16 protein-coding genes and 1 tRNA gene are annotated in these 19,640 nt (G+C 32.1%); 9 read left to right on the top strand and 8 right to left on the bottom strand.

All coding sequences use genetic code 11. The annotated features are described in order from the left end of the window. Positions 1–80: 80 nt before the first annotated feature. A complete protein-coding gene (locus tag HA151_RS08955) occupies positions 81–2,066 on the top strand; it encodes a ribonuclease J (RefSeq protein WP_209107086.1) in 1,986 nt (661 codons plus the stop codon). Here HA151_RS08955 and tilS read toward each other — a convergent pair. Beyond that, on the bottom strand, positions 2,056–3,072 hold the full coding sequence (gene tilS / locus HA151_RS08950; protein WP_209107085.1) for a tRNA lysidine(34) synthetase TilS: 1,017 nt from the start codon (positions 3,070–3,072) through the stop codon (positions 2,056–2,058). The two genes, HA151_RS08955 and tilS, sit on opposite strands and share 11 nt — an antisense overlap. An 85-nt stretch (positions 3,073–3,157) precedes the next feature. On the opposite strand from tilS, the gene HA151_RS08945 reads away from it, so the two are divergent. Then, positions 3,158–3,934 (top strand): DUF561 domain-containing protein, encoded by a 777-nt coding sequence (locus HA151_RS08945; protein WP_209107084.1) that lies wholly within the window; start codon positions 3,158–3,160, stop codon positions 3,932–3,934. A 29-nt stretch (positions 3,935–3,963) separates the two neighbouring features. Further along, positions 3,964–6,003: an excinuclease ABC subunit UvrB gene (gene uvrB, locus HA151_RS08940; protein ID WP_209107083.1), complete on the top strand. Its 2,040-nt coding sequence runs from the start codon at positions 3,964–3,966 to the stop codon at positions 6,001–6,003. Between the two features lie 7 nt (positions 6,004–6,010). Here uvrB and HA151_RS08935 read toward each other — a convergent pair whose 3' ends face one another. Beyond that, positions 6,011–7,771, bottom strand: coding sequence for an aspartate kinase (locus HA151_RS08935; protein ID WP_209107082.1), 1,761 nt, complete (start codon positions 7,769–7,771; stop codon positions 6,011–6,013). A 39-nt stretch (positions 7,772–7,810) separates the two neighbouring features. Further along, positions 7,811–8,812, bottom strand: a complete 1,002-nt coding sequence (gene holA, locus HA151_RS08930) for a DNA polymerase III subunit delta (protein ID WP_209107081.1) — start codon at positions 8,810–8,812, stop codon at positions 7,811–7,813. 58 nt (positions 8,813–8,870) lie between these two features. On the opposite strand from holA, the gene HA151_RS08925 reads away from it, so the two are divergent. Next, positions 8,871–9,494 (top strand): precorrin-8X methylmutase, encoded by a 624-nt coding sequence (locus tag HA151_RS08925; protein WP_209107080.1) that lies wholly within the window; start codon positions 8,871–8,873, stop codon positions 9,492–9,494. Positions 9,495–9,524: 30 nt separating this feature from the next. Here the strand turns inward: HA151_RS08925 and mutS are convergent, their stop codons facing one another. After that, positions 9,525–12,266, bottom strand: coding sequence for a DNA mismatch repair protein MutS (gene mutS / locus HA151_RS08920; protein WP_209107079.1), 2,742 nt, complete (start codon positions 12,264–12,266; stop codon positions 9,525–9,527). Between the two features lie 141 nt (positions 12,267–12,407). Between mutS and psbZ the strand changes: the two genes are divergently transcribed. The 4 genes from psbZ to HA151_RS08900 all read left to right on the top strand — a co-directional run bounded on the left by psbZ (position 12,408) and on the right by HA151_RS08900 (position 13,741). Next, a complete protein-coding gene (gene psbZ, locus HA151_RS08915; protein WP_002807211.1) occupies positions 12,408–12,605 on the top strand; it encodes a photosystem II reaction center protein PsbZ in 198 nt (65 codons plus the stop codon). 49 nt (positions 12,606–12,654) lie between these two features. After that, positions 12,655–13,131, top strand: a complete 477-nt coding sequence (gene ribH / locus HA151_RS08910; protein ID WP_209107078.1) for a 6,7-dimethyl-8-ribityllumazine synthase — start codon at positions 12,655–12,657, stop codon at positions 13,129–13,131. A 61-nt stretch (positions 13,132–13,192) separates the two neighbouring features. After that, positions 13,193–13,264: transfer RNA gene (locus HA151_RS08905), tRNA-Gly, on the top strand. A 45-nt stretch (positions 13,265–13,309) separates the two neighbouring features. Further along, the gene (locus HA151_RS08900; RefSeq protein WP_209107077.1) at positions 13,310–13,741 is read left to right on the top strand and encodes a nuclear transport factor 2 family protein; all 432 of its coding nucleotides are present in this window, start codon (positions 13,310–13,312) and stop codon (positions 13,739–13,741) included. A gap of 22 nt (positions 13,742–13,763) precedes the next feature. Here the strand turns inward: HA151_RS08900 and HA151_RS08895 are convergent, their stop codons facing one another. Beyond that, positions 13,764–14,219, bottom strand: coding sequence for a GNAT family N-acetyltransferase (locus HA151_RS08895; protein ID WP_209107076.1), 456 nt, complete (start codon positions 14,217–14,219; stop codon positions 13,764–13,766). A gap of 170 nt (positions 14,220–14,389) precedes the next feature. Between HA151_RS08895 and secA the strand changes: the two genes are divergently transcribed. Then, positions 14,390–17,221 carry a preprotein translocase subunit SecA gene (gene secA / locus HA151_RS08890; RefSeq protein ID WP_209107075.1) on the top strand — a complete coding sequence of 944 codons (2,832 nt, stop codon included), beginning with the start codon at positions 14,390–14,392 and terminating at the stop codon, positions 17,219–17,221. Between the two features lie 8 nt (positions 17,222–17,229). Here secA and cysE read toward each other — a convergent pair whose 3' ends face one another. The 3 genes from cysE to infC all read right to left on the bottom strand — a co-directional run bounded on the left by cysE (position 17,230) and on the right by infC (position 19,608). Further along, on the bottom strand, positions 17,230–17,964 hold the full coding sequence (cysE, locus tag HA151_RS08885; RefSeq protein WP_209107074.1) for a serine O-acetyltransferase: 735 nt from the start codon (positions 17,962–17,964) through the stop codon (positions 17,230–17,232). A gap of 6 nt (positions 17,965–17,970) precedes the next feature. Further along, complete coding sequence (locus tag HA151_RS08880; RefSeq protein ID WP_209107073.1) at positions 17,971–18,957, bottom strand: GntR family transcriptional regulator; 987 nt, start codon at positions 18,955–18,957, stop codon at positions 17,971–17,973. A gap of 78 nt (positions 18,958–19,035) precedes the next feature. Beyond that, positions 19,036–19,608, bottom strand: coding sequence for a translation initiation factor IF-3 (infC, locus tag HA151_RS08875; protein ID WP_209107072.1), 573 nt, complete (start codon positions 19,606–19,608; stop codon positions 19,036–19,038). Between the last annotated feature and the right edge of the window lie 32 nt (positions 19,609–19,640).

The following is a 19,640-nucleotide window of genomic DNA, read 5'->3' as shown; positions in this document are numbered from 1 at the left end:
TAGGGATTATATTTAACTTGATAATTAAATTTAAATAAACCTTATTTGATTACAAGCAGGCCTTCATAAATTTCAAAATTATGCAATCAAGTACAAATTCAACTTTAAATAGATCTACTCATGATTCATCTAGATCTAAAAGTAATACGCCAGCTCTACGAGTAATACCTCTTGGAGGACTACATGAAATAGGAAAAAACACTTGCGTTTTTGAATATGGTGATGAATTAATGCTTGTTGATGCTGGCCTAGCTTTCCCGTCTGATGGTATGCATGGCGTAAATGTTGTTATGCCTGACACAACTTTTTTAAAAGAAAATCAAAGAAGAATAAAAGGCATGATTGTCACTCACGGGCATGAAGATCACATTGGAGGTATTTCTCATCATCTAAAGCATTTTAATATTCCGATTATTTATGGCCCAAGACTGGCAATGTCAATGCTTAGAGGAAAAATGGAGGAAGCAGGTGTATCTGATAGAACAACCATACAGACAGTAAATCCAAGAGATGTTGTAAAAGTAGGACAACATTTTTCCGTTGAATTTATTCGAAATACCCATTCTATTTGCGACAGCTTTTCTTTAGCAGTTACAACACCTGTTGGCACAATTATTTTCACGGGAGATTTTAAGTTTGATCATATGCCAGTAGATGGAGAGCAATTTGATATTGAAAGAATGGTGCATTATGGAGAGAAGGGTGTTTTATGCATGTTCAGTGATTCGACTAATGCCGAAGTTCCAGGTTTTTGTCCTTCTGAGAAGACTATCTATCCTTCTTTAGAAAAACATATTGCAGAGGCAAAAGAACGAGTTATCCTGACCACTTTTGCTAGTTCTGTTCATAGAGTGACAATGATCTTAGAATTGGCCATGAAACATGGAAGAAAGGTTGGTTTGTTAGGTAGGTCGATGATAAATGTTATTGCTAAGGCAAGAGATATTGGTTATATGAAATGCCCAGATGATTTGTTCGTTCCTATCAAGCAAATTAGAGATTTGCCAGATAGGGAGACCTTATTATTAATGACGGGAAGTCAAGGAGAACCCCTCGCAGCGTTAAGCAGAATCTCTCGTGGTGAACATCAGCATGTTCGTCTTAAGACTACAGATACTGTAATATTTTCAGCCAGCCCAATTCCTGGTAATACTATTTCTGTTGTTAATACAATAGATAGATTAATGAAGCTCGGAGCAAAGGTTGTTTATGGAAAGGGTGAGAATATTCATGTTTCTGGTCATGGTTTTCAAGAAGATCAAAAGTTAATGTTGGCACTCGCAAAACCTAAGTTTTTTGTTCCTGTTCATGGAGAACATAGAATGCTTGTTTGTCATGGCAAGAGTGCACAAACTATGGGGGTTCCAAAGGACAATATCTTAATTATTGAAAATGGAGATGTAGTTGAGTTAACACCTAATTCTATTCAAAAGGGTGATCCTGTAAAAGCTGGTGTTGAACTGCTTGATAACTCACGAAATGGGATAGTAGATGCTCGAGTATTAAAAGAAAGACAGCAATTAGCTGGGGATGGTGTAGTAACTGTATTAGCTCCTATTAGTACTGATGGGAAGATGGTCGCGCCTCCCAGAGTGAATTTAAGAGGAGTTGTTACTACTGCAGAGCCAAGAAAAATGTCTATGTGGACTGAACGAGAAATAAGCTGGGTCTTAGAAAATAGATGGAAACAATTATCCAGACAAACTGGGCCGAATAATTTTGAGGTAGATTGGATTGGTGTACAAAGAGAAATTGAAAATGGTTTATCGAGAAGAATGAGAAGAGAATTACAAGTTGAACCACTTATTTTGTGTTTGGTTCAACCTGCTCCAAGTGGAACTCGTGCTTATATTCCAAAGATCACCGAAGAGCAAAATTTTTCCAATAGAAATAGAAATAATAATAATTTCCATAAGAAATCACATAATAATCACCCGAATAGTTCAAATAACCTACAAAATACTCAAAAAAGTCCAAAAGTTTCACAGAATCTATCAGCTGAGACTGCTAAAGAAGATTCATTTGAAGGGAGAACAAGAAGAAGAAGATCTGCTGTTACATCTTAACTTTTTCAAAATTTATATAGTTTTTATTCCAAACGATTTTTAAAAATTCTTGCAAGTTTATTTGACCTTTATTTTTTTCATAAATTGAAGCTGCTAATTTTGTGAGATTTTTAGAACTACATTGCTTTGCAGATATTTCTTTTAAAAATTTATTTAAAATTGTGCACCTCGCTTCAATACACATATTATTTAAGAGATTTCTATTGATACCTTTTACATCTTTACAATATAGGTATGCTAGTTCACTAAGATCATTACGTTCATTATTGTAGTTGCTCATTTTTTTGGAAAAATTATTTATCCTTTCAGAACAACCTGGATAGATAACCTCTAAAGCAGGAATAATTTTTTTTCTAATAAAATTTCTTTTTAATTTAAGATCTGTATTTGTGGGATCTTCCCAGACTGGGATTTTCATATCATTACAAATTTGTTTTGTATCTTCTCTACTGAAAATTAATATTGGCCTTATTAAAAAAATTTGATTTTCTAGTAATCTTTTGCTCTCAATATTACTCAGACCGGCAAAATTGCTCCCTCTAGATAAATTGAGGATAAATGTTTCAGCATTATCACTACTCGTGTGGCCAGTTAACAAATAAATATTATGTTCTTGCTGGTTTTTAGTTAATAAAGTTTTGGCCCTTTCACATAATTTTTTATATCTCCATTCTCGTGCTTTTTCTTCTGAGGAAATATTTTCTTTATTTGCTTGATCAAAATAGAATGAAATATTTTTATCTTCGCAATAACTTTTTAATTCAAGAGCATATACTGAGGATTTTTCGTGCCACTGATGATCACCATGCCAAACACTAATAGACCAATTATGAAGTTTTTTTAGGTCATTAATTAGGGTTAATAAGACCATCGAGTCTTGTCCCCCGGAGACACTTATTAAAATATTCGATCCTTTGGGAATTAATATTTTTTGGCTAAGAATCTCTTTATGAAGCTTATGATGCCATGATGACCAATTTTTCTGAGTTAATTTTTTGTCAGACATTTTGTGTTTCTCAGATAATATTTTTTAAAAAATTCACTGTTTTACTAAAAGAATGTCACAATCGGGTAATAAATTCATTAAGCAAATGAGTCTGATTAATCTTTTGCCACAAAAAATCAAAGAAGAGTTAAGAAGCAAATCTTTACTCAAAGTTATTTCAGGATTGAATAATTTTGATGTTCAATCGGTTAAAAAAATCGTTGAGGCTGCTTCATTAGGAGGTGCAGATCTTGTCGATATTGCTTGTAAACCTGAACTTGTTGATTTAGCACTTAAGAATTCAACATTACCTGTTTGTGTTAGTTCAGTAGTGCCTCGATCTTTTCAAGAATCTGTAAAAGCAGGAGCATCATTAATTGAGATAGGAAATTACGATACTTTTTATGAAAAAGGAATTAATTTTTCAGATAAAAAAGTTTTAAACATTACAAAAGAGACGAGGGATTTATTGCCTAATGTTCCTTTATCAGTAACTGTTCCTCATACTATGCCTATTGATAAACAAGTTGATCTTGCTGTAAAGCTTGTAGAAGAAGGTGTTGATATTATTCAAACAGAAGGTGGCACCAGTTCTACTCCTTACTCTCCAGGTATTCAAGGTTTTTTTGAAAAATCAGTACCAACTCTTGCAGCTACCTATGCTATTTATCAAGAATTTAAGAAACAATCTCTGAATATACCAATCATGAGCGCCTCTGGATTAAGCCAAGTAACTTGTCCATTAGCAATATCCTCTGGAGCCTCAGCAGTTGGCGTTGGATCTGTAGTTAATAAATTAGATGATTTAATATCAATGATTGCGGTTGTTAGGGGCTTAAAAGAATCTTTGAAAAATTCAATAATCGGAGAAAAAATTTCTTAGTATAGCAATATCCTTTAGCTATTAGCTTGATGAACAATTATAAGCTTCAAGCTCCTTACGAACCAAATGGAGATCAACCAGAGGCTATTAAAAAATTAGTTAAAGGCGTTAATAATGGTAAAGAGTTTCAGACTCTTTTAGGAGCTACTGGGACTGGTAAAACATTTACCATTGCGAATGTAATTCAACAAACAGGAAGACCAGCACTTGTATTAGCCCATAACAAAACGTTAGCCGCACAACTATGTAATGAATTAAGGGAATTTTTTCCAAAAAATGCTGTCGAGTACTTCATTTCTTATTACGATTATTATCAACCTGAAGCTTATGTGCCTGTAAGTGATACTTACATAGCTAAAACTGCTTCAATTAATGAAGAAATAGATATGCTCAGGCATTCTGCAACACGCTCTTTGTTTGAGAGAAAAGACGTAATTGTAGTGGCATCTATAAGTTGCATTTATGGTCTGGGTATACCAAGTGAATATTTAAAAGCTGCAGTTAAATTTGAAGTTGGAAAATCTATCAATCTTCGTTCCTCTTTAAGATCTCTTGTTGAAAATCAATATACTAGAAATGATATTGAAATAACTAGAGGTAGATTCAGAATTAAAGGTGATGTTTTAGAAATTGGTCCAGCCTATGAAGATAGATTAATAAGAATCGAATTATTTGGTGATGAAGTAGAGGCTATTAGATATGTTGACCCTACTACTGGTGAAATACTTGAAAGTTTAGAACAAGTAAGTGTTTATCCTGCGAAGCATTTTGTTACCCCAAAAGAAAGACTTGAGAGTGCAATCAGTGCAATTAGAAGTGAATTAAAAACTCAACTCGATAAATTTACATACGAAGGAAAATTATTAGAGGCTCAACGTTTAGAACAACGCACAAAATATGATTTAGAAATGCTGAAAGAGGTTGGTTATTGTAATGGGGTTGAGAATTATGCTCGTCATTTATCAGGCAGGGAGGAAGGGTCACCTCCAGAATGCTTAATAGATTACTTTCCTGAAGATTGGTTGTTAGTAGTCGATGAGAGTCATGTAACATGTCCTCAACTTCATGCGATGTACAACGGTGATCAATCTAGAAAAAAAGTTTTAATAGATCATGGTTTTAGACTGCCAAGTGCTGCAGATAATAGACCTTTAAAATGTGAAGAGTTTTGGGAAAAATCAAAACAGACATTATTTATAAGTGCAACTCCCGGTCAATGGGAATTAGATCAATGTGATGGTGAATTTATTGAGCAAGTTATCAGACCAACTGGTGTACTAGACCCTGTAATTGATGTAAGACCTAGTAAGGGCCAAATAGAAGATCTTTTATCTGAAATAAGAATTAGATCTGAAAAGAATCAAAGAGTACTAGTGACAACACTTACTAAGAGAATGGCTGAAGATCTAACTGATTTTTTATCTGAAAATAAAGTAAGAGTTAGATATTTGCATTCCGAAATTCATTCAATTGAAAGAATTGAAATTATTCAAGATCTAAGAATGGGCGAATATGATGTGTTGGTAGGAGTTAATTTATTAAGAGAGGGATTAGATCTTCCTGAAGTATCCTTAGTTGCCATTTTAGATGCTGATAAAGAAGGTTTTCTGAGGGCAGAAAGGTCATTGATTCAAACAATAGGAAGAGCTGCAAGACATGTTGAAGGAGTTGCCTTGCTTTATGCAGATAACTTCACAGATTCAATGAAAAAGGCAATATCTGAAACTGAAAGAAGAAGAACTATTCAAAAAAAATATAACCAAGTTAATGGTATTACTCCAAAACCTGCAGGCAAAAAAATAGAAAATTCAATATTATCTTTTCTAGAACTTTCTAGAAAATTAGATGCTGGTGGTTTATCTAAAGATTTAATAAATATAGTCAATAACAAAACTGATGCAATTCTCAATTCTAGTGATAATCAATGTTTACTAGAAGAATTGCCTGACTTAATAGAAAAGTTAGAAATTAAAATGAAAGATGCGGCAAAAGAGTTAAATTTTGAAGAAGCAGCAAATTTGCGGGATAGAATCAAAAAATTAAGACAAAAATTGGCAAGAAATAATTAAAAAGAACTTATTTTTCTAATTCGAAATGATTATGAATAGCATTCACTGCTTTGTCACAATCTTTTTCTAAGACAATACATGAAGTTCTGATTTCACTAGTAGCAATCATTTCAATATTGATATTTTGATCTGCCAATGCTCTAAATATTTTTCCAGCCGTTCCAACCTTAAATGCCATTCCTGCTCCAACAGTACTTACTTTCGCTATAGCAGGTCCATCTTCAATGTATGATCCGGGTAATTTTTTTGTTAAGGCCTCAAAAACTAAGTTAGCTTTTTCTCTATCTTGTTTATTCATTGTAAGGCTAATATCCTTAGTTTTTAAAGAGGAAATTCTCTCAGACTGAACGATAGTATCAAAAAGTAAATTATTTTCAGCTAATGCTAAACATATCGATGCGGCTACACCCGGACGATCAGGCAGTTTTCGAAAACTTACTTGAACTTGGTTTTTATCTAATGCAATTCCTCTTACTTCAGGTATATCTTGTTTTTCGTTGATTGGATTAACAAATATTTGTGTATCGGATAACTTAAATTTCTCAGCAACAAATCTAATAGCTTTTGGAATATTATTAATTTCAATTACGCAGCTGACTTTAATTTCACTAGTAGCTATTAACCTGATATTTATATTCGCTTTAGATAAAGTATCAAATAAATCAGCTGAAACACTAGGTCTACCCATAATTCCCGCTCCTTGGATACTTAATTTAGTCATGTTTGTTTTTAGGTTATATTTTCCTCCTAATTGACTAGTTATAAGTTCACATTGTTCTGCAGTCTTTTTAACTTCCAATTCACTAACAGTAAATGTAATATCGTTATTATTTCCATCATTTGTAGCTTGTATGATTAAATCTACATTAATACTTGCTTCTGATAGTTTTTCAAATATTTGTGCAGCAATCCCAGGTCTATCCGGAATATTTGAGAGACTGAATACTGCTTGGTTTTCTAATACTTCAAGACTATTGACTGTTTTTGTTAATTCTAAGCTTCCTCTTTTTAGCGGGAGAGGTTGGATTTGACTTTCTAGGAGAGTCCCTCTTGAGTCACTTTGGCTTGATTTGACACATAATTTAATTCCATAGTTACGAGCAATTTCTACTGCTCTTGGATGCAGAACTGAAGCACCGACACTTGCAAGTTCAAGCATTTCCTCACAGCTAATTTCATCTAAGAGTTTTGCATTAGGAACAATTCTGGGATCAGTAGTAAGAACCCCTGGAACGTCTGTATAAATTTCGCAAGTCTCAGCTCCTAAAGCTGTTGATAAAGCTACTGCGGATGTATCTGAACCACCTCTACCCAAAGTTGTAATTTCCATTGAACCCGTATGGCTTAATGTCGTGCCTTGAAATCCAGCCACTACAACAACAAAACCCTGATTTATATAATTTTTGATTCTTTCTGTTTTAATATCCAGAATTCTCGCTTTCCCATGAAGTGATTCAGTAATAATCCCAACTTGGCTACCTGTCATTGAAATTGCAGGAATTCCGTATTCGTTTAATGCCATTGAGAGAAGAGCTATGGTTACTTGCTCTCCAGTTGAGAGAAGCATATCCAATTCTCTTCTATTAGGATTTTTACTAATTGATTCCGCTAAACAATTTAAATCATCTGTAGTTTGTCCCATTGCAGAGACAACTACGACAATTTCATTTCCTGCTTCTCTACTTTGACAAATTCTACTTGCAATATTTTTAATTTTTTTAATATCACCGACAGAAGTACCGCCAAATTTTTTTACTAGTAAAGCCATATTTAAATCATAATGTAAATTCTTAAACTTATAATTTGGTTAACTTAAATTAATTAAATTCTCTGTAAAAACATTTATAGGATTATTACCTTGTTTTAGTAATGATTCAATATCTAATAAATTACTCATTAAATTTATTAAATATTCTTGAGATACATTTTTGACTTTTCTACGAATAAAAAAAATTCTTTTTGGATTAGAAATGCCTGCAAGATTGCAAATCTTTTCTGTATTATCGTTTTCTGAATTAACTGCTAATTTTATAATTGTATGAATTCTTATCTGACTAATTAAACCTGCATTTAGTCTTAAAGGAGGTTCTCCTTTCTGTATGCAATAATTTATTTCAATGAGGCTTTCATAAATGTTTTTTTGTAAGAGAAGATCAATGATTTTGAAAATGTTGGATTGATGATCACTAAATATTTTTTTTACATCATTACTTTTGAGAAAAAGTTGTGAATTTAAATCACTTGATAATGCAGAAAGGTATGTTTTTGCTTTAGTTAATTCATTTATTAATTTAAAGCTATCATTCCCAACAGAATCAATAATTAATTCAGCTGCATTTTTATCAAGTTTAATATTCATTTCATTTGCTGCATCTTCTAAGAATCTTTTTTGTCCTTCATAGTCCCAGATTTCTGGTAAAGAAAATGATTTTTCTTTGGCTAAATTATTTTTGATAAGTTTTTGTAAAAATTTAGTACTCTTTAGTCGTGAGTCTGGTTTTTTTGTATTTTGTAAAATCAAATAAGTATTTTGAGGTATATTTTCAAAAATTTTTTCAAATTTAATTCTTAGATCCTCATTTTTTGCGGTAAAAATTGGATTATTTTTCAATGTAACTATTCTGTATCCATCTCCAAAAGGAGGTGTAAGAACTTCATCAAAAGCTTTATTGACTTGCTCATCATCATCTCCATTTAAATTAGTTACGTTTATTTCCTTCCATTCTTTGGATACTTCTTTATCAATTAATTTTTGAATAAATGTATTTTGAGCATTTAGATCATTACCCCATAATATTTGTATTGGCATAATCGCTCAATAAAAACCATATTTTAACTATGATTACTTCTAACACAAATTAAATTTAATGGTTATAGATCATCCAATTTTTTTGGAAAGCATCAGATTTATAAGATCTCATTTAGGAGCCAATGATCTAAATTATTTGGAAAAAAAAGTTTTAGAGAGATTAGTCCATACTTCAGGAGATTTTTCTATACAAAATCTTATTAATTTTAGTGAAGGTGCTTGCGAAAAGGGGCTTCAGGCACTTAGAAATGGTGCTCCTATTTTAACTGATACCGATATGGCAGCAGCAGCTATAAAATCTATGGCAGAGAATACCACTAGGAATAAAGTATTCACGGCGGGAATGTGGTTTGGAGAAAATAAGCATATAGAGTTAACTAAAACTGCATATGGCTTAAGTGAAGGTTGGAAGGAGTTATCTGCTATAAATTCTGGAAGCAAATCACCTATTGTAGTTATTGGCAGTTCGCCCACAGCTTTAACTTATTTAATTGATATTTTAGAAAATGCAAATGATTTACCTAGTTTAATTATCGGAATGCCCGTTGGATTTATTGGAGTAGAGAAAAGCAAAAACAAACTGATTTCTACTGATCTTCCTAGAATAGTTTTGAATTCAACAAGAGGGGGTGCTGCCATGGCAGCAGCTGCAGTTAACGCTTTATTGAGGGAAACTATCTAAAAAGTATCTATTTTAGAAAATGTCAAAAATCTACGGAATATCATAATTATATTTATTATTTTCTTCTAAAGAATTTAAAACTGATTTTGCTTTTTCTATAACATCTTTTGGAACTCCTGCTAATTTAGCTGCTTCGATACCGTAGCTTTTGTTTGAGCCCCCTTTGACAATTCTGTGAGTAAAAAATAGCTGATCATTTTTTTGTTCTACTAAAACTTGAAAATTTTGAATATTCTTATTTGAATTTTTTAAATAATTCAGCTCATGATAGTGCGTAGCAAAAATAGTATTACATTGAATTTTTTTTGCAAGATATTCACTTACTGACCAAGCTATTGAAAGTCCATCAAAAGTAGATGTCCCTCTACCTATCTCATCAAGTAAAACTAGTGAGCTAGAAGTTGCCTGATTGAGAATTGATGCAGTTTCAGACATTTCTACCATAAATGTTGATTGTCCAGATGATTGATCATCAACCGCCCCAATTCTTGTAAAAATCCTATCTGCAATCTTGATCTCAGCATTATTAGCAGGAACAAAGCTACCAATTTGTGCGAGAATTTGTATTAAACCAAGTTGCCTTATAAAGCAACTTTTTCCGCTTGCATTGGGTCCGGTTAATATAATTAATTTTTGATTATCATCAAAAGAGATATCGTTCGCTATAAATTTTTTATCATTTAATAATTGCTCTACAATTGGATTTCTTCCTGCAATAATTTTCGTACTTTTTTTTGTCATTGAATCATTTATTGGCATTAATGAAGGTTTTATAAAATTGTTTTCAACTGAAGTAATTGATAAACCAAGCAATGCATCAAGAGATGCTATAGATTTTGCGATTGATCTTATTTGTTTTGTTTTTTCAGCAACTAAATTTCTTAATTCGCAGAAAATTTCATATTCTCTTGATGAAGCTCTGCTTTTTATTTGGAAAATCTTATTTTCTTTATTTTTAATTTCTGAAGTGATATACCTTTCTTCATTAGTAAGTGTTTGCCTTTTGATCCAATGTTGTGGAGCTAAATTAACTTTTGATTTATTTATAGAAATGTAGTACCCAAAATTTTTATGAAATTGAATTTTTAGGTTTGAAATTTTGCTAATTTTTCTTTCTTTTAATTCCTCTTTATTAAGCCACTCAGAGTAATCATCCATTAAATTACGTAAACCATCTAATATATTGTCAACACCATCGTGGATCATGCCTCCTTCACTAATATTTAAAGGAGGATTTTCTATTAGTTTAAAACTTATAGTTTCAGCTAATTCTAAGAGTCCTGCATCAATATTTTTTAATTGATCAGTCCAATTTGGGATATCATATTTAAATAATTCAATTATAGATTTTAGTCTAGGCAATTTTTTTAAACCTTCCGCTATTGCAATTAAGTCTCTAGGACTTGCATGACCTGCACAAGCTCTACCTGCAAGTCTTTCTAAATCCCCCATTGCTCTAAGTAAATTTTGGGTATCTATACGTAATTGTTTAGATTCAATAAAGTTTTTAATTATATTTTGTCTTTTATAAATTTCATTAACGTTTAATAGTGGTGAATCTATCCACCTTCTTAAACACCTTGCACCCATGCAAGTATAAGTCCTATCAATGCTCCATAGTAGCGAACCAACATAATTGTTTTCTCTTTGTGTATTTTTGATTTCTAAGTTTTTTTGAGTTTGATAATCAATAATTAATTTGTTGTGACCAAATTGAATTTGTGGAAAGTCTAATGAGATTTTTACAGAAGAATCTTTATCTAAATTTGAAGGATTAATTTTTTCTAAATAATTTAATAATCCTCCAAGAGATCTAGTCGCATTGTTTAAATTTTTAAGTCCTATTCCTTCTAGGTTTGCAATTTGGAAATATTTTTTTATTAGATAATTTGCTTCATTAATGCCAAAATTAGTCTCTTGAGAAACAGTATATGTTATTTGACTATTTTCCTTAATTAATAAATTTCTTACTTCATTGCTTCCTACAATGATTTCTGAAGAATCTAATTTAACAATTTCATCAAATAGTTTTGACAGAGATTGACCTTCTAAAGTTATTAATTCTCCCGTGCTTACATCAGCTTTTGATATACCCCATTCATAGGATTCATCTGAGTTTTTTTCTGATAAGTAAATAGCAGTAATCCAATTATTTTTCTTTGCTATCAACATCCCCTCTTCAATTACAGTTCCAGGAGTAATTATTCTTGTTATTCCTCTTTTAATTGGGGTCCCATAATTGCCAGAACTTTTTTCTAATTGGTCGCATATAACCACAGAATAATTTTTTTTAATTAAATCAGCACAATATCTCTCCATTGCATGATAGGGAACTCCTGCCATAGGGATCTTACCAATCTCTTTGCCAGCATCTTTACTGGTAAGTGTTATTTCTAAAAGGTTAGATATTAATACAGCATCCTCAAAAAAACATTCAAAAAAATCTCCTAATCTATAAAGTAATAACCTATCTTTATTTTCCTCTTTTAGAGTTACATAATGCTTCATTACAGGAGTTAATTTCAGTTTTGAAACTGTTTTATAGCTATAAGATTCTTCATTGATGCAAACATTTTTGTTATTTGAAATTAAATCAGTCTTAAATTTATTTATTAAATTAGTTGAATTTTTTCTTTGTCTAGGTCTTTTTTTCGATTCTTTTTTTAAATCTTCCCAAGATAAATCTTCTGGAATTTTTGTTATTTTTTCTTGCTCATTATTTTCATTACCAATCGCAAATAAATTCTTTTGAATTATCGTATCTTCTTGCATACTTTTTTAATTCCTAAATAGATATTAGGAAGAAATTTTTTTTTTGCATTTAATGTAGCTAAAGTATGTAAATTTTCTCTAAAAATTATCATTTTCATGAGATTATAGTATTTATAATAATTTGAAACCTAAGACTGAATTATGCAGGCTGTTAACTTTTTTTTCGTAAATGCTCTATTATTTGCTTCTTTAATTGCGGTAGTTGGAGTACCCGTTTTATATGTGACTCAACCTTCTACTGAGGAAGGACAGCGAGAAAGTAGGAGAAAAATTTATTCTATTGCTGCTGTTTGGGTTGTTTTGGTTTTTGTTACAGGAATTGTTTCTTCATTAGTTTGAACTAAATACCTTTTCGTGAGAATCTATTAATATATCGAAGTAAAATTTAATGGCTATTTTTGAGGGATCTTTTACTAATGCATCTTCTTTAAAAGTTGGGATTGTAATAGCAAGATTTAATGATTTAATTACAAATAAAATTTTATCTGGTTGTCTTGATTGTTTAAAAAGACATGGCTTAGATACTTCTGAATTAAGCAATCAAGTAGATATCGTTTGGGTTCCTGGTTCATTTGAATTACCAATCGCAGCTAAAACCCTCATGAAAAAAAAGAGTTATGACGTTGTAATTGCTCTTGGAGCTGTGATACGTGGGGAAACTTCCCACTATGATGTAGTTATATCTGAGGCGAGTAAAGGTATTTCACAAGTTTCATATGAAAATAATGTTCCAATTATTTTTGGAGTTTTGACTACTGATACTATGCAGCAGGCTCTAGAAAGAGCAGGGATTAAAAATAATCTTGGTTGGAATTATGCTTTACAAGCAATTGAGATGGGATCCTTGATTAAAAATTTAAATTAATTGAAAAAATTTTATTATTTCTATCATTGATCCCTTCTTTGAGATAAAATAAAAAAGTTATGCGGATGTAGCTCAGTGGTAGAGCATCTCCTTGCCAAGGAGAATGTCGAGAGTTCGAATCTCTTCATCCGCTTTTAGTGTTTGTATCCTTTAAAATATTTACAACAATCATTTTGTAATGACAAGAGTAATTTCTATAGAGGATTTAAAGGGATTATTTACTAAACCTTATGGCACAGATGCACCAACAAAACAAAAATGGGCTGAATTTTATAATGAGAATGTAATTTTTGTAGACCCAACGCAGGAAACAGAAGGCTTAGATTCTTATATTAAAGCTCAAGAAAAGCTGGTTAAAAGATGTGATGATGTTTTTTTAGAAACTCATGCGATTTCCATTACTGAAAATTGTGGATTCGTTGAATGGACAATGGGTTTAAAAATTATGGGTAAAGAATTTATTTATCCTGGAACTACTCGTTTATTATTTGGAGAAAATGGATTAATAAAAGAGCATAGAGATTACTTTGATTTTTGTGGTCCAACTTTTGGACCAGTTCCTATTCTAGGTCCTTTTATAAGATGGCTTTATAGTAAATTTGTTTCTTGATTTAATTTCTATAAAGAGAACTTTATATTTCACGAATTAACAAATTTTGAGAAGTAACTTCTTTGAAGTCCATTTGAGAATAAAACAATTTTTTATTTGTCGTCATTAAATATATTTTCTTTGTACTTTTAATTTCTTTTGAAGATAAAAGATTATTTACAATTAATTTGCCAAAACCTTTGCCTTGATGATTTTGATCTATAACAATATCCCAAAGCACCCCACGATAAATCCCATCTGTTAAAGCTCTGCCAAAACCAACTATTTCGTTGCCAACCCAAATGCTTATTACAACGTCACTGTTAGCAAGACATTTTTTTAGATCATTAATTGTTCTATTTTTCGCCCAAAAAGTATTATTATGTAGCAATTTTTGAAGTTTTTTTAATCCATTAGTGGGTTTTAGATTAGGACCTAATCCAAAAAATCTTAACCCTAAAGCTCCCTTGGAATGGTTTAAAAGAGATATTGCTTTCATTTTTAAAAAAAGTTGAAGAAATTGATGATAATCCCGTTTTTTTGATTTGTTTTTAAATACCTTAGTCGATCATTTCTATAAAATAAAGAGATATGATTTTTCTTCATTCTGTTGTAACGCACTAATTTATAATGTTTGTTATAAGATGAATTTTTTAAGGACTGTTACTTATGCTAAAACTTTTGTTGGGAGATCCGAATGCACGAAAGTTAAAGCGCTATCAACCAATAGTGGAAGAGATAAATTTTTTAGAAAAGGAAACTTCTGATTTAACAGATGATGAGTTAAGAAAAGAAACTAATAACCTAAAATCAACTATCTCATCAGAATTAGATATAAAAAAACAAAAGGCACTCTTAGAAGAATTTCTTCCAAAAGCTTTTGCAATTGTTCGAGAAGCTAGCAAACGTGTTCTTGATATGAGACATTTTGATGTTCAATTAATAGGTGGAATGGTTTTACACGAATGTCAAATTGCCGAAATGAAGACTGGAGAAGGAAAAACGCTTGTTGCAACATTACCTTGTTATTTAAATGCTTTGACTGGGAAAGGCGTTCATGTCGTCACGGTCAATGATTATTTAGCTAGAAGAGATGCTGAGTGGATGGGACAAGTCCATCGTTTTTTAGGTTTATCTGTTGGTTTAATTCAGCAAGATATGAACCCAGTTGAGAGAAAGAAAAATTATGCTTGTGATATCACTTATGCTACAAATTCTGAATTAGGATTTGATTATTTAAGAGATAATATGTCTACTGATATAAATGAGGTAGTGCAAAGAAACTTTAATTATTGTGTGATAGATGAAGTTGATTCAATACTCATTGATGAAGCAAGAACACCTCTAATTATTTCTGGTCAAGTTGAAAGACCGCAAGAAAAATATCAAAAAGCTGCGGAATTATCTCAGGTTTTAATTAAAGCAAAAGAATTAAGTAAAGATGGTATTGATCCAGAAGGTGATTATGAAGTTGATGAAAAGCAGAGAAGTTGCATATTAACTGATGACGGTTTTGCAAAATGCGAAGACTATCTAGGAGTAAGTGATTTATATAATCCTCAAGATCCTTGGGCACATTATATAACTAACGCTTTAAAAGCCAAAGAATTGTTTGTTAAAGATGTAAATTACATTATTAAAAATGAGGAAGCTGTCATAGTGGATGAATTTACTGGTAGGGTAATGCCTGGAAGGCGCTGGAGTGATGGTCAGCATCAGGCAATAGAAGCAAAAGAGAGTCTTAAAATTCAGCCTGAGACACAAACATTAGCATCCATAACTTATCAAAATTTTTTCCTCTTATATCCTGGTTTAGCAGGAATGACCGGTACTGCAAAAACAGAGGAAGTTGAATTTGAGAAAACTTATAAATTAGAATCAACAGTTATCCCTACAAACCAAATAAGGAAGAGACAAGATTGGTCCGATCAAGTTTTTAAGACAGAGATTGGTAAGTGGAAAGCCGTTGCTAAAGAAACTACACAAATTCATAGAGATGGCAGACCTGTTTTAGTTGGTACAACAAGTGTTGAAAAAAGTGAGTTATTAAGTTCACTTCTATCTGAAGAAAAAATTCCACATAATTTATTAAATGCTAAGCCAGAGAATGTTGAACGTGAGGCTGAAATTATAGCCCAGGCAGGAAGAGCAGGTGCTGTTACTATCGCAACTAATATGGCGGGAAGGGGAACAGATATAATTCTTGGTGGTAACAGTGACTATATGGCAAGACTTAAATTAAAAGAGATTTTAGTTCCTTTGCTAGTAAAGCCGGAAAATGAGCATAAGCCACCTATCCCTAAACAAAGAAATTCAAAAGTGAAAGGCGGTTTTTCTTCAAAAAATGGCTCCAAGTTAAAAAAGAAAGCTTCAAATTCTTCAATAAGTCTTTTCCCTTGTAAACTGGATGAAGAAATTGAAAAGAAACTCTCTCTCTTATCAAATGAACTCATCAAGGATTGGGGTGATAGACAACTTTCTCTCTTAGAGCTAGATGACAGGATAGCTACAGCTGCAGAAAAAGCACCCACCGAAGATAACTCAATAAAGCTTTTGAGAGAATCCTTATCAGAAGTAAAAAAAGAATATGAAAAAGTTTTGATTCATGAAGAGGAAAAAGTAAGACAAGCTGGCGGATTACATGTCATTGGTACTGAAAGACATGAATCAAGAAGAGTGGATAATCAACTTAGAGGCCGAGCAGGAAGACAAGGAGATCTAGGAAGTACCAGATTCTTTTTATCTTTAGAAGATAATCTTTTAAGGATTTTTGGAGGCGACAGGGTAGCAAATTTAATGAATGCATTTAGAGTTGATGAAGATATGCCTATAGAATCAGGAATGCTTACTAGATCTTTAGAAAGTGCTCAAAAGAAAGTGGAGACATATTATTACGATATTAGAAAACAAGTTTTTGAATATGATGAGGTAATGAACAATCAAAGAAAAGCAGTTTACAGCGAAAGACTAAGAGTTCTGCAAGGAATTGATTTAAAAAAGCAAGTAATAGGATATGGAGAAAAAACAATGAGTGAAATTGTAGAAGCTTATATTAATCCCGATCTTCCTCCTGAAGAATGGAATATTGATCAATTGATTTCTAAAGTTAAAGAATTTATTTACTTATTAGATGACCTAAAAGCTGATGATATTAATTTACTTTCCGTAGAAGAATTAAAAAGCTATCTTCAGGAGCAGTTGCGAATAGCTTATGATTTAAAAGAATCTCAAATTGAAAAGATTCGTCCAGGATTAATGAGAGAAGCTGAAAGATTCTTCATTTTGCAGCAAATTGATAATTTGTGGCGAGAACATCTGCAATCCATGGATTCCTTAAGAGAATCAGTTGGCCTAAGAGGGTATGGCCAAAAAGATCCTTTAATCGAATATAAAAACGAGGGATATGATATGTTTCTTGAAATGATGACTAATATGAGACGGAATGTTATTTATTCAATGTTTATGTTTCAACCTAAAACTGATACGGAAGACAAAAAATAAATCAAGTTTTATTCATCTCCAAGAAATTCAATAATTTCTTTGTCTTTAATATTTTGAGAATCTCCGAGTTTAGATATATCAATAGATTCTGAGTTAGCAATACATTGTATAGTTTTTTGCAATTTAAGAATTTCATTTTCAAGAAAATCTATCCTATCCATCAAATTTTTTATCACATTAGCTTCTGCATCTGGTAAAGCTGAATGAGCCAATGGATTTACTTTGACTCCACTTTGATGTACTACTCTTCCAGGAACTCCAACTACAGTACTGTTACCCTCTACATTCCGAACAACAACTGAACCAGCACCTATACGTGTATTAGATCCTACTGTGATGGATCCAAGAACTTTTGCACCTGCTCCCACCACAACATTTTCCATTAGGGTTGGGTGTCTTTTCCCATGACTTTTCCCAGTACCCCCTAATGTCACACCTTGATAAAGCAGACAGTTATTTCCTATCTCAGCTGTTTCACCAATTACGACTCCCATTCCATGATCTATGAAAACTCGCTTACCAATTTTGGCCCCTGGATGGATTTCAATTCCAGTTGCTAACCTATTCAGATGACTTAACAAGCGTGGAATTAGAGGAATTTTTAAGTTCCATAATTTATGGGTAAATCTATGAATAACTATTGATTGAAATCCTGGGTAACAAAGAAAGATCTCAATTATCCCTCTGGCAGCGGGATCTCTCTCTTTGATTATTTCTATATCTGATTTAAATGTCGTTAACATAATAATTTAATTGATGACTCCAATCTCTTTTTTTAAGTGATTTATTGTTTCGATACTTAAATAATTTTTAGCACATATTATTTGAGGTAATCTAATAAGCTGAGACCTATTTTTTAATAAAGTATTTTCTACGACTGATAAACTCGGCCCATCACAAACTATTAGGTTTGAAGTCTTTAAAAGTGATAGTAATCTACTGTTATTATCTGAAACTGCTGTCATAAGAATTAATTCGCTACCTCTCATGCTGTGGATGATAACTTCTGCAGCTCTCAATAATCCTGGACTTATGCTAACAATACCTACACAACTTCCAGTATGAAATTCTTGTAGGATTTTTAATTCCTTTTGAAAGTCGCTCAAGTCCACTGCAATAGCTCGTACTCCATGCTGTTTAGCAACTTTTTCTAGAGGTTGTAAAAAATATCTGCTTGTTACGATAGTTCCATTATTTGAATTACTTAAAACTTTTTCTAGTTCTTCCATGGGAACAACTTCTACTGGCACATTAATTTTTGGAGAGAGGTCTTCTGCAATGAGCATAGAAGCACCAATATCCTCTCTTGGAGTACTTACTAAAATTCTTCCTCCACATTTAATACGCCAATCAATTTCATTGGTTAATATTTCTCTAGTTTCTTGTAAGGTGCAGCCAATATTTATAAAGCTATCAATAGCTTTCTTTGCTTCTTGATCTGGTGGTTTACTTATTTTTTCTTTTGAGTAAATTGATTTTTTGAAGTCTTTTTTAGTTAAATTATCTCTTACATAGATGCCTGATCCAGCTATAGCTTCTACTACACCATCTATTTCAAGCTGTCTATAAACTTTGCTTATAGTATTACGATGAAGTCCAGTTTGCATTGCAAGCTGCCTGGTGCTTGGAAGTCTATGACCGGGAGGATAATGTCTAGCAGCTATTGCAAAGCAAATTTGATTATAGAGTTGTGTCGATGCTGGTATATCACTTTCTTGCTGAATATGGAATCTCACTTTAGAAAAATCCTTACTAATTAATTTTTATATATGGTGACACTTTAACATTCGTCATAGATTTTCGATAATAATTTTTCACTCGGAATCTTTCTTAATAAGGGGAGTTTTTCTAGGGCTTAAAAACATAATCATATTTCTACCTTCTCTTTTTGGCTTTTGTTGCACTTCGGATTGTTCTTCTAAATCATTAGCCATTTTTAAAAGAAGTGTTTCCGCTAAATTTGAGTGTTGAATTTCCCTACCCCTAAAAATTACCGTGCATTTTACTTTATCTCCAGATTTTAAAAATCTAGTAGCTTGACCTATACGGACGTCATAATCATGCTTGTCAATTTTGTACCTCATTTTTACTTCTTTAACTTCTGTTTGATGAGATTTTTTTCTTGCCTCTTTTGCTTTTTTTTCTTGTTCAAATTTATATTTTCCATAGTCCATGATTCTACAAACAGGAGGGTTAGCTTTTTCGCTTACCAAAACTAGATCAAGTTCTCTTTGAGAGGCGATGTCTAATGCTTTCAATCTATCTATGACACCTAATTGTTTTCCATCTGAATCAACAACTCTCAATTGAGGGTATTTTATTCTTTCATTGATATTTGGGAGCTCTCTTACAGGAGCGCGGCGGTCAAAGCGTGGGCGTGGTGGCATTCAGTTGAATTAATAAAATGATTGGATGATGA

Source organism: Prochlorococcus marinus XMU1419 (assembly GCF_017695955.1).
Taxonomy (GTDB): domain Bacteria; phylum Cyanobacteriota; class Cyanobacteriia; order PCC-6307; family Cyanobiaceae; genus Prochlorococcus_A; species Prochlorococcus_A marinus_AD.
The sequence above is the reverse complement of the archived record's forward strand: the minus strand, read 5'-3'. Positions and strand labels throughout refer to the sequence as shown.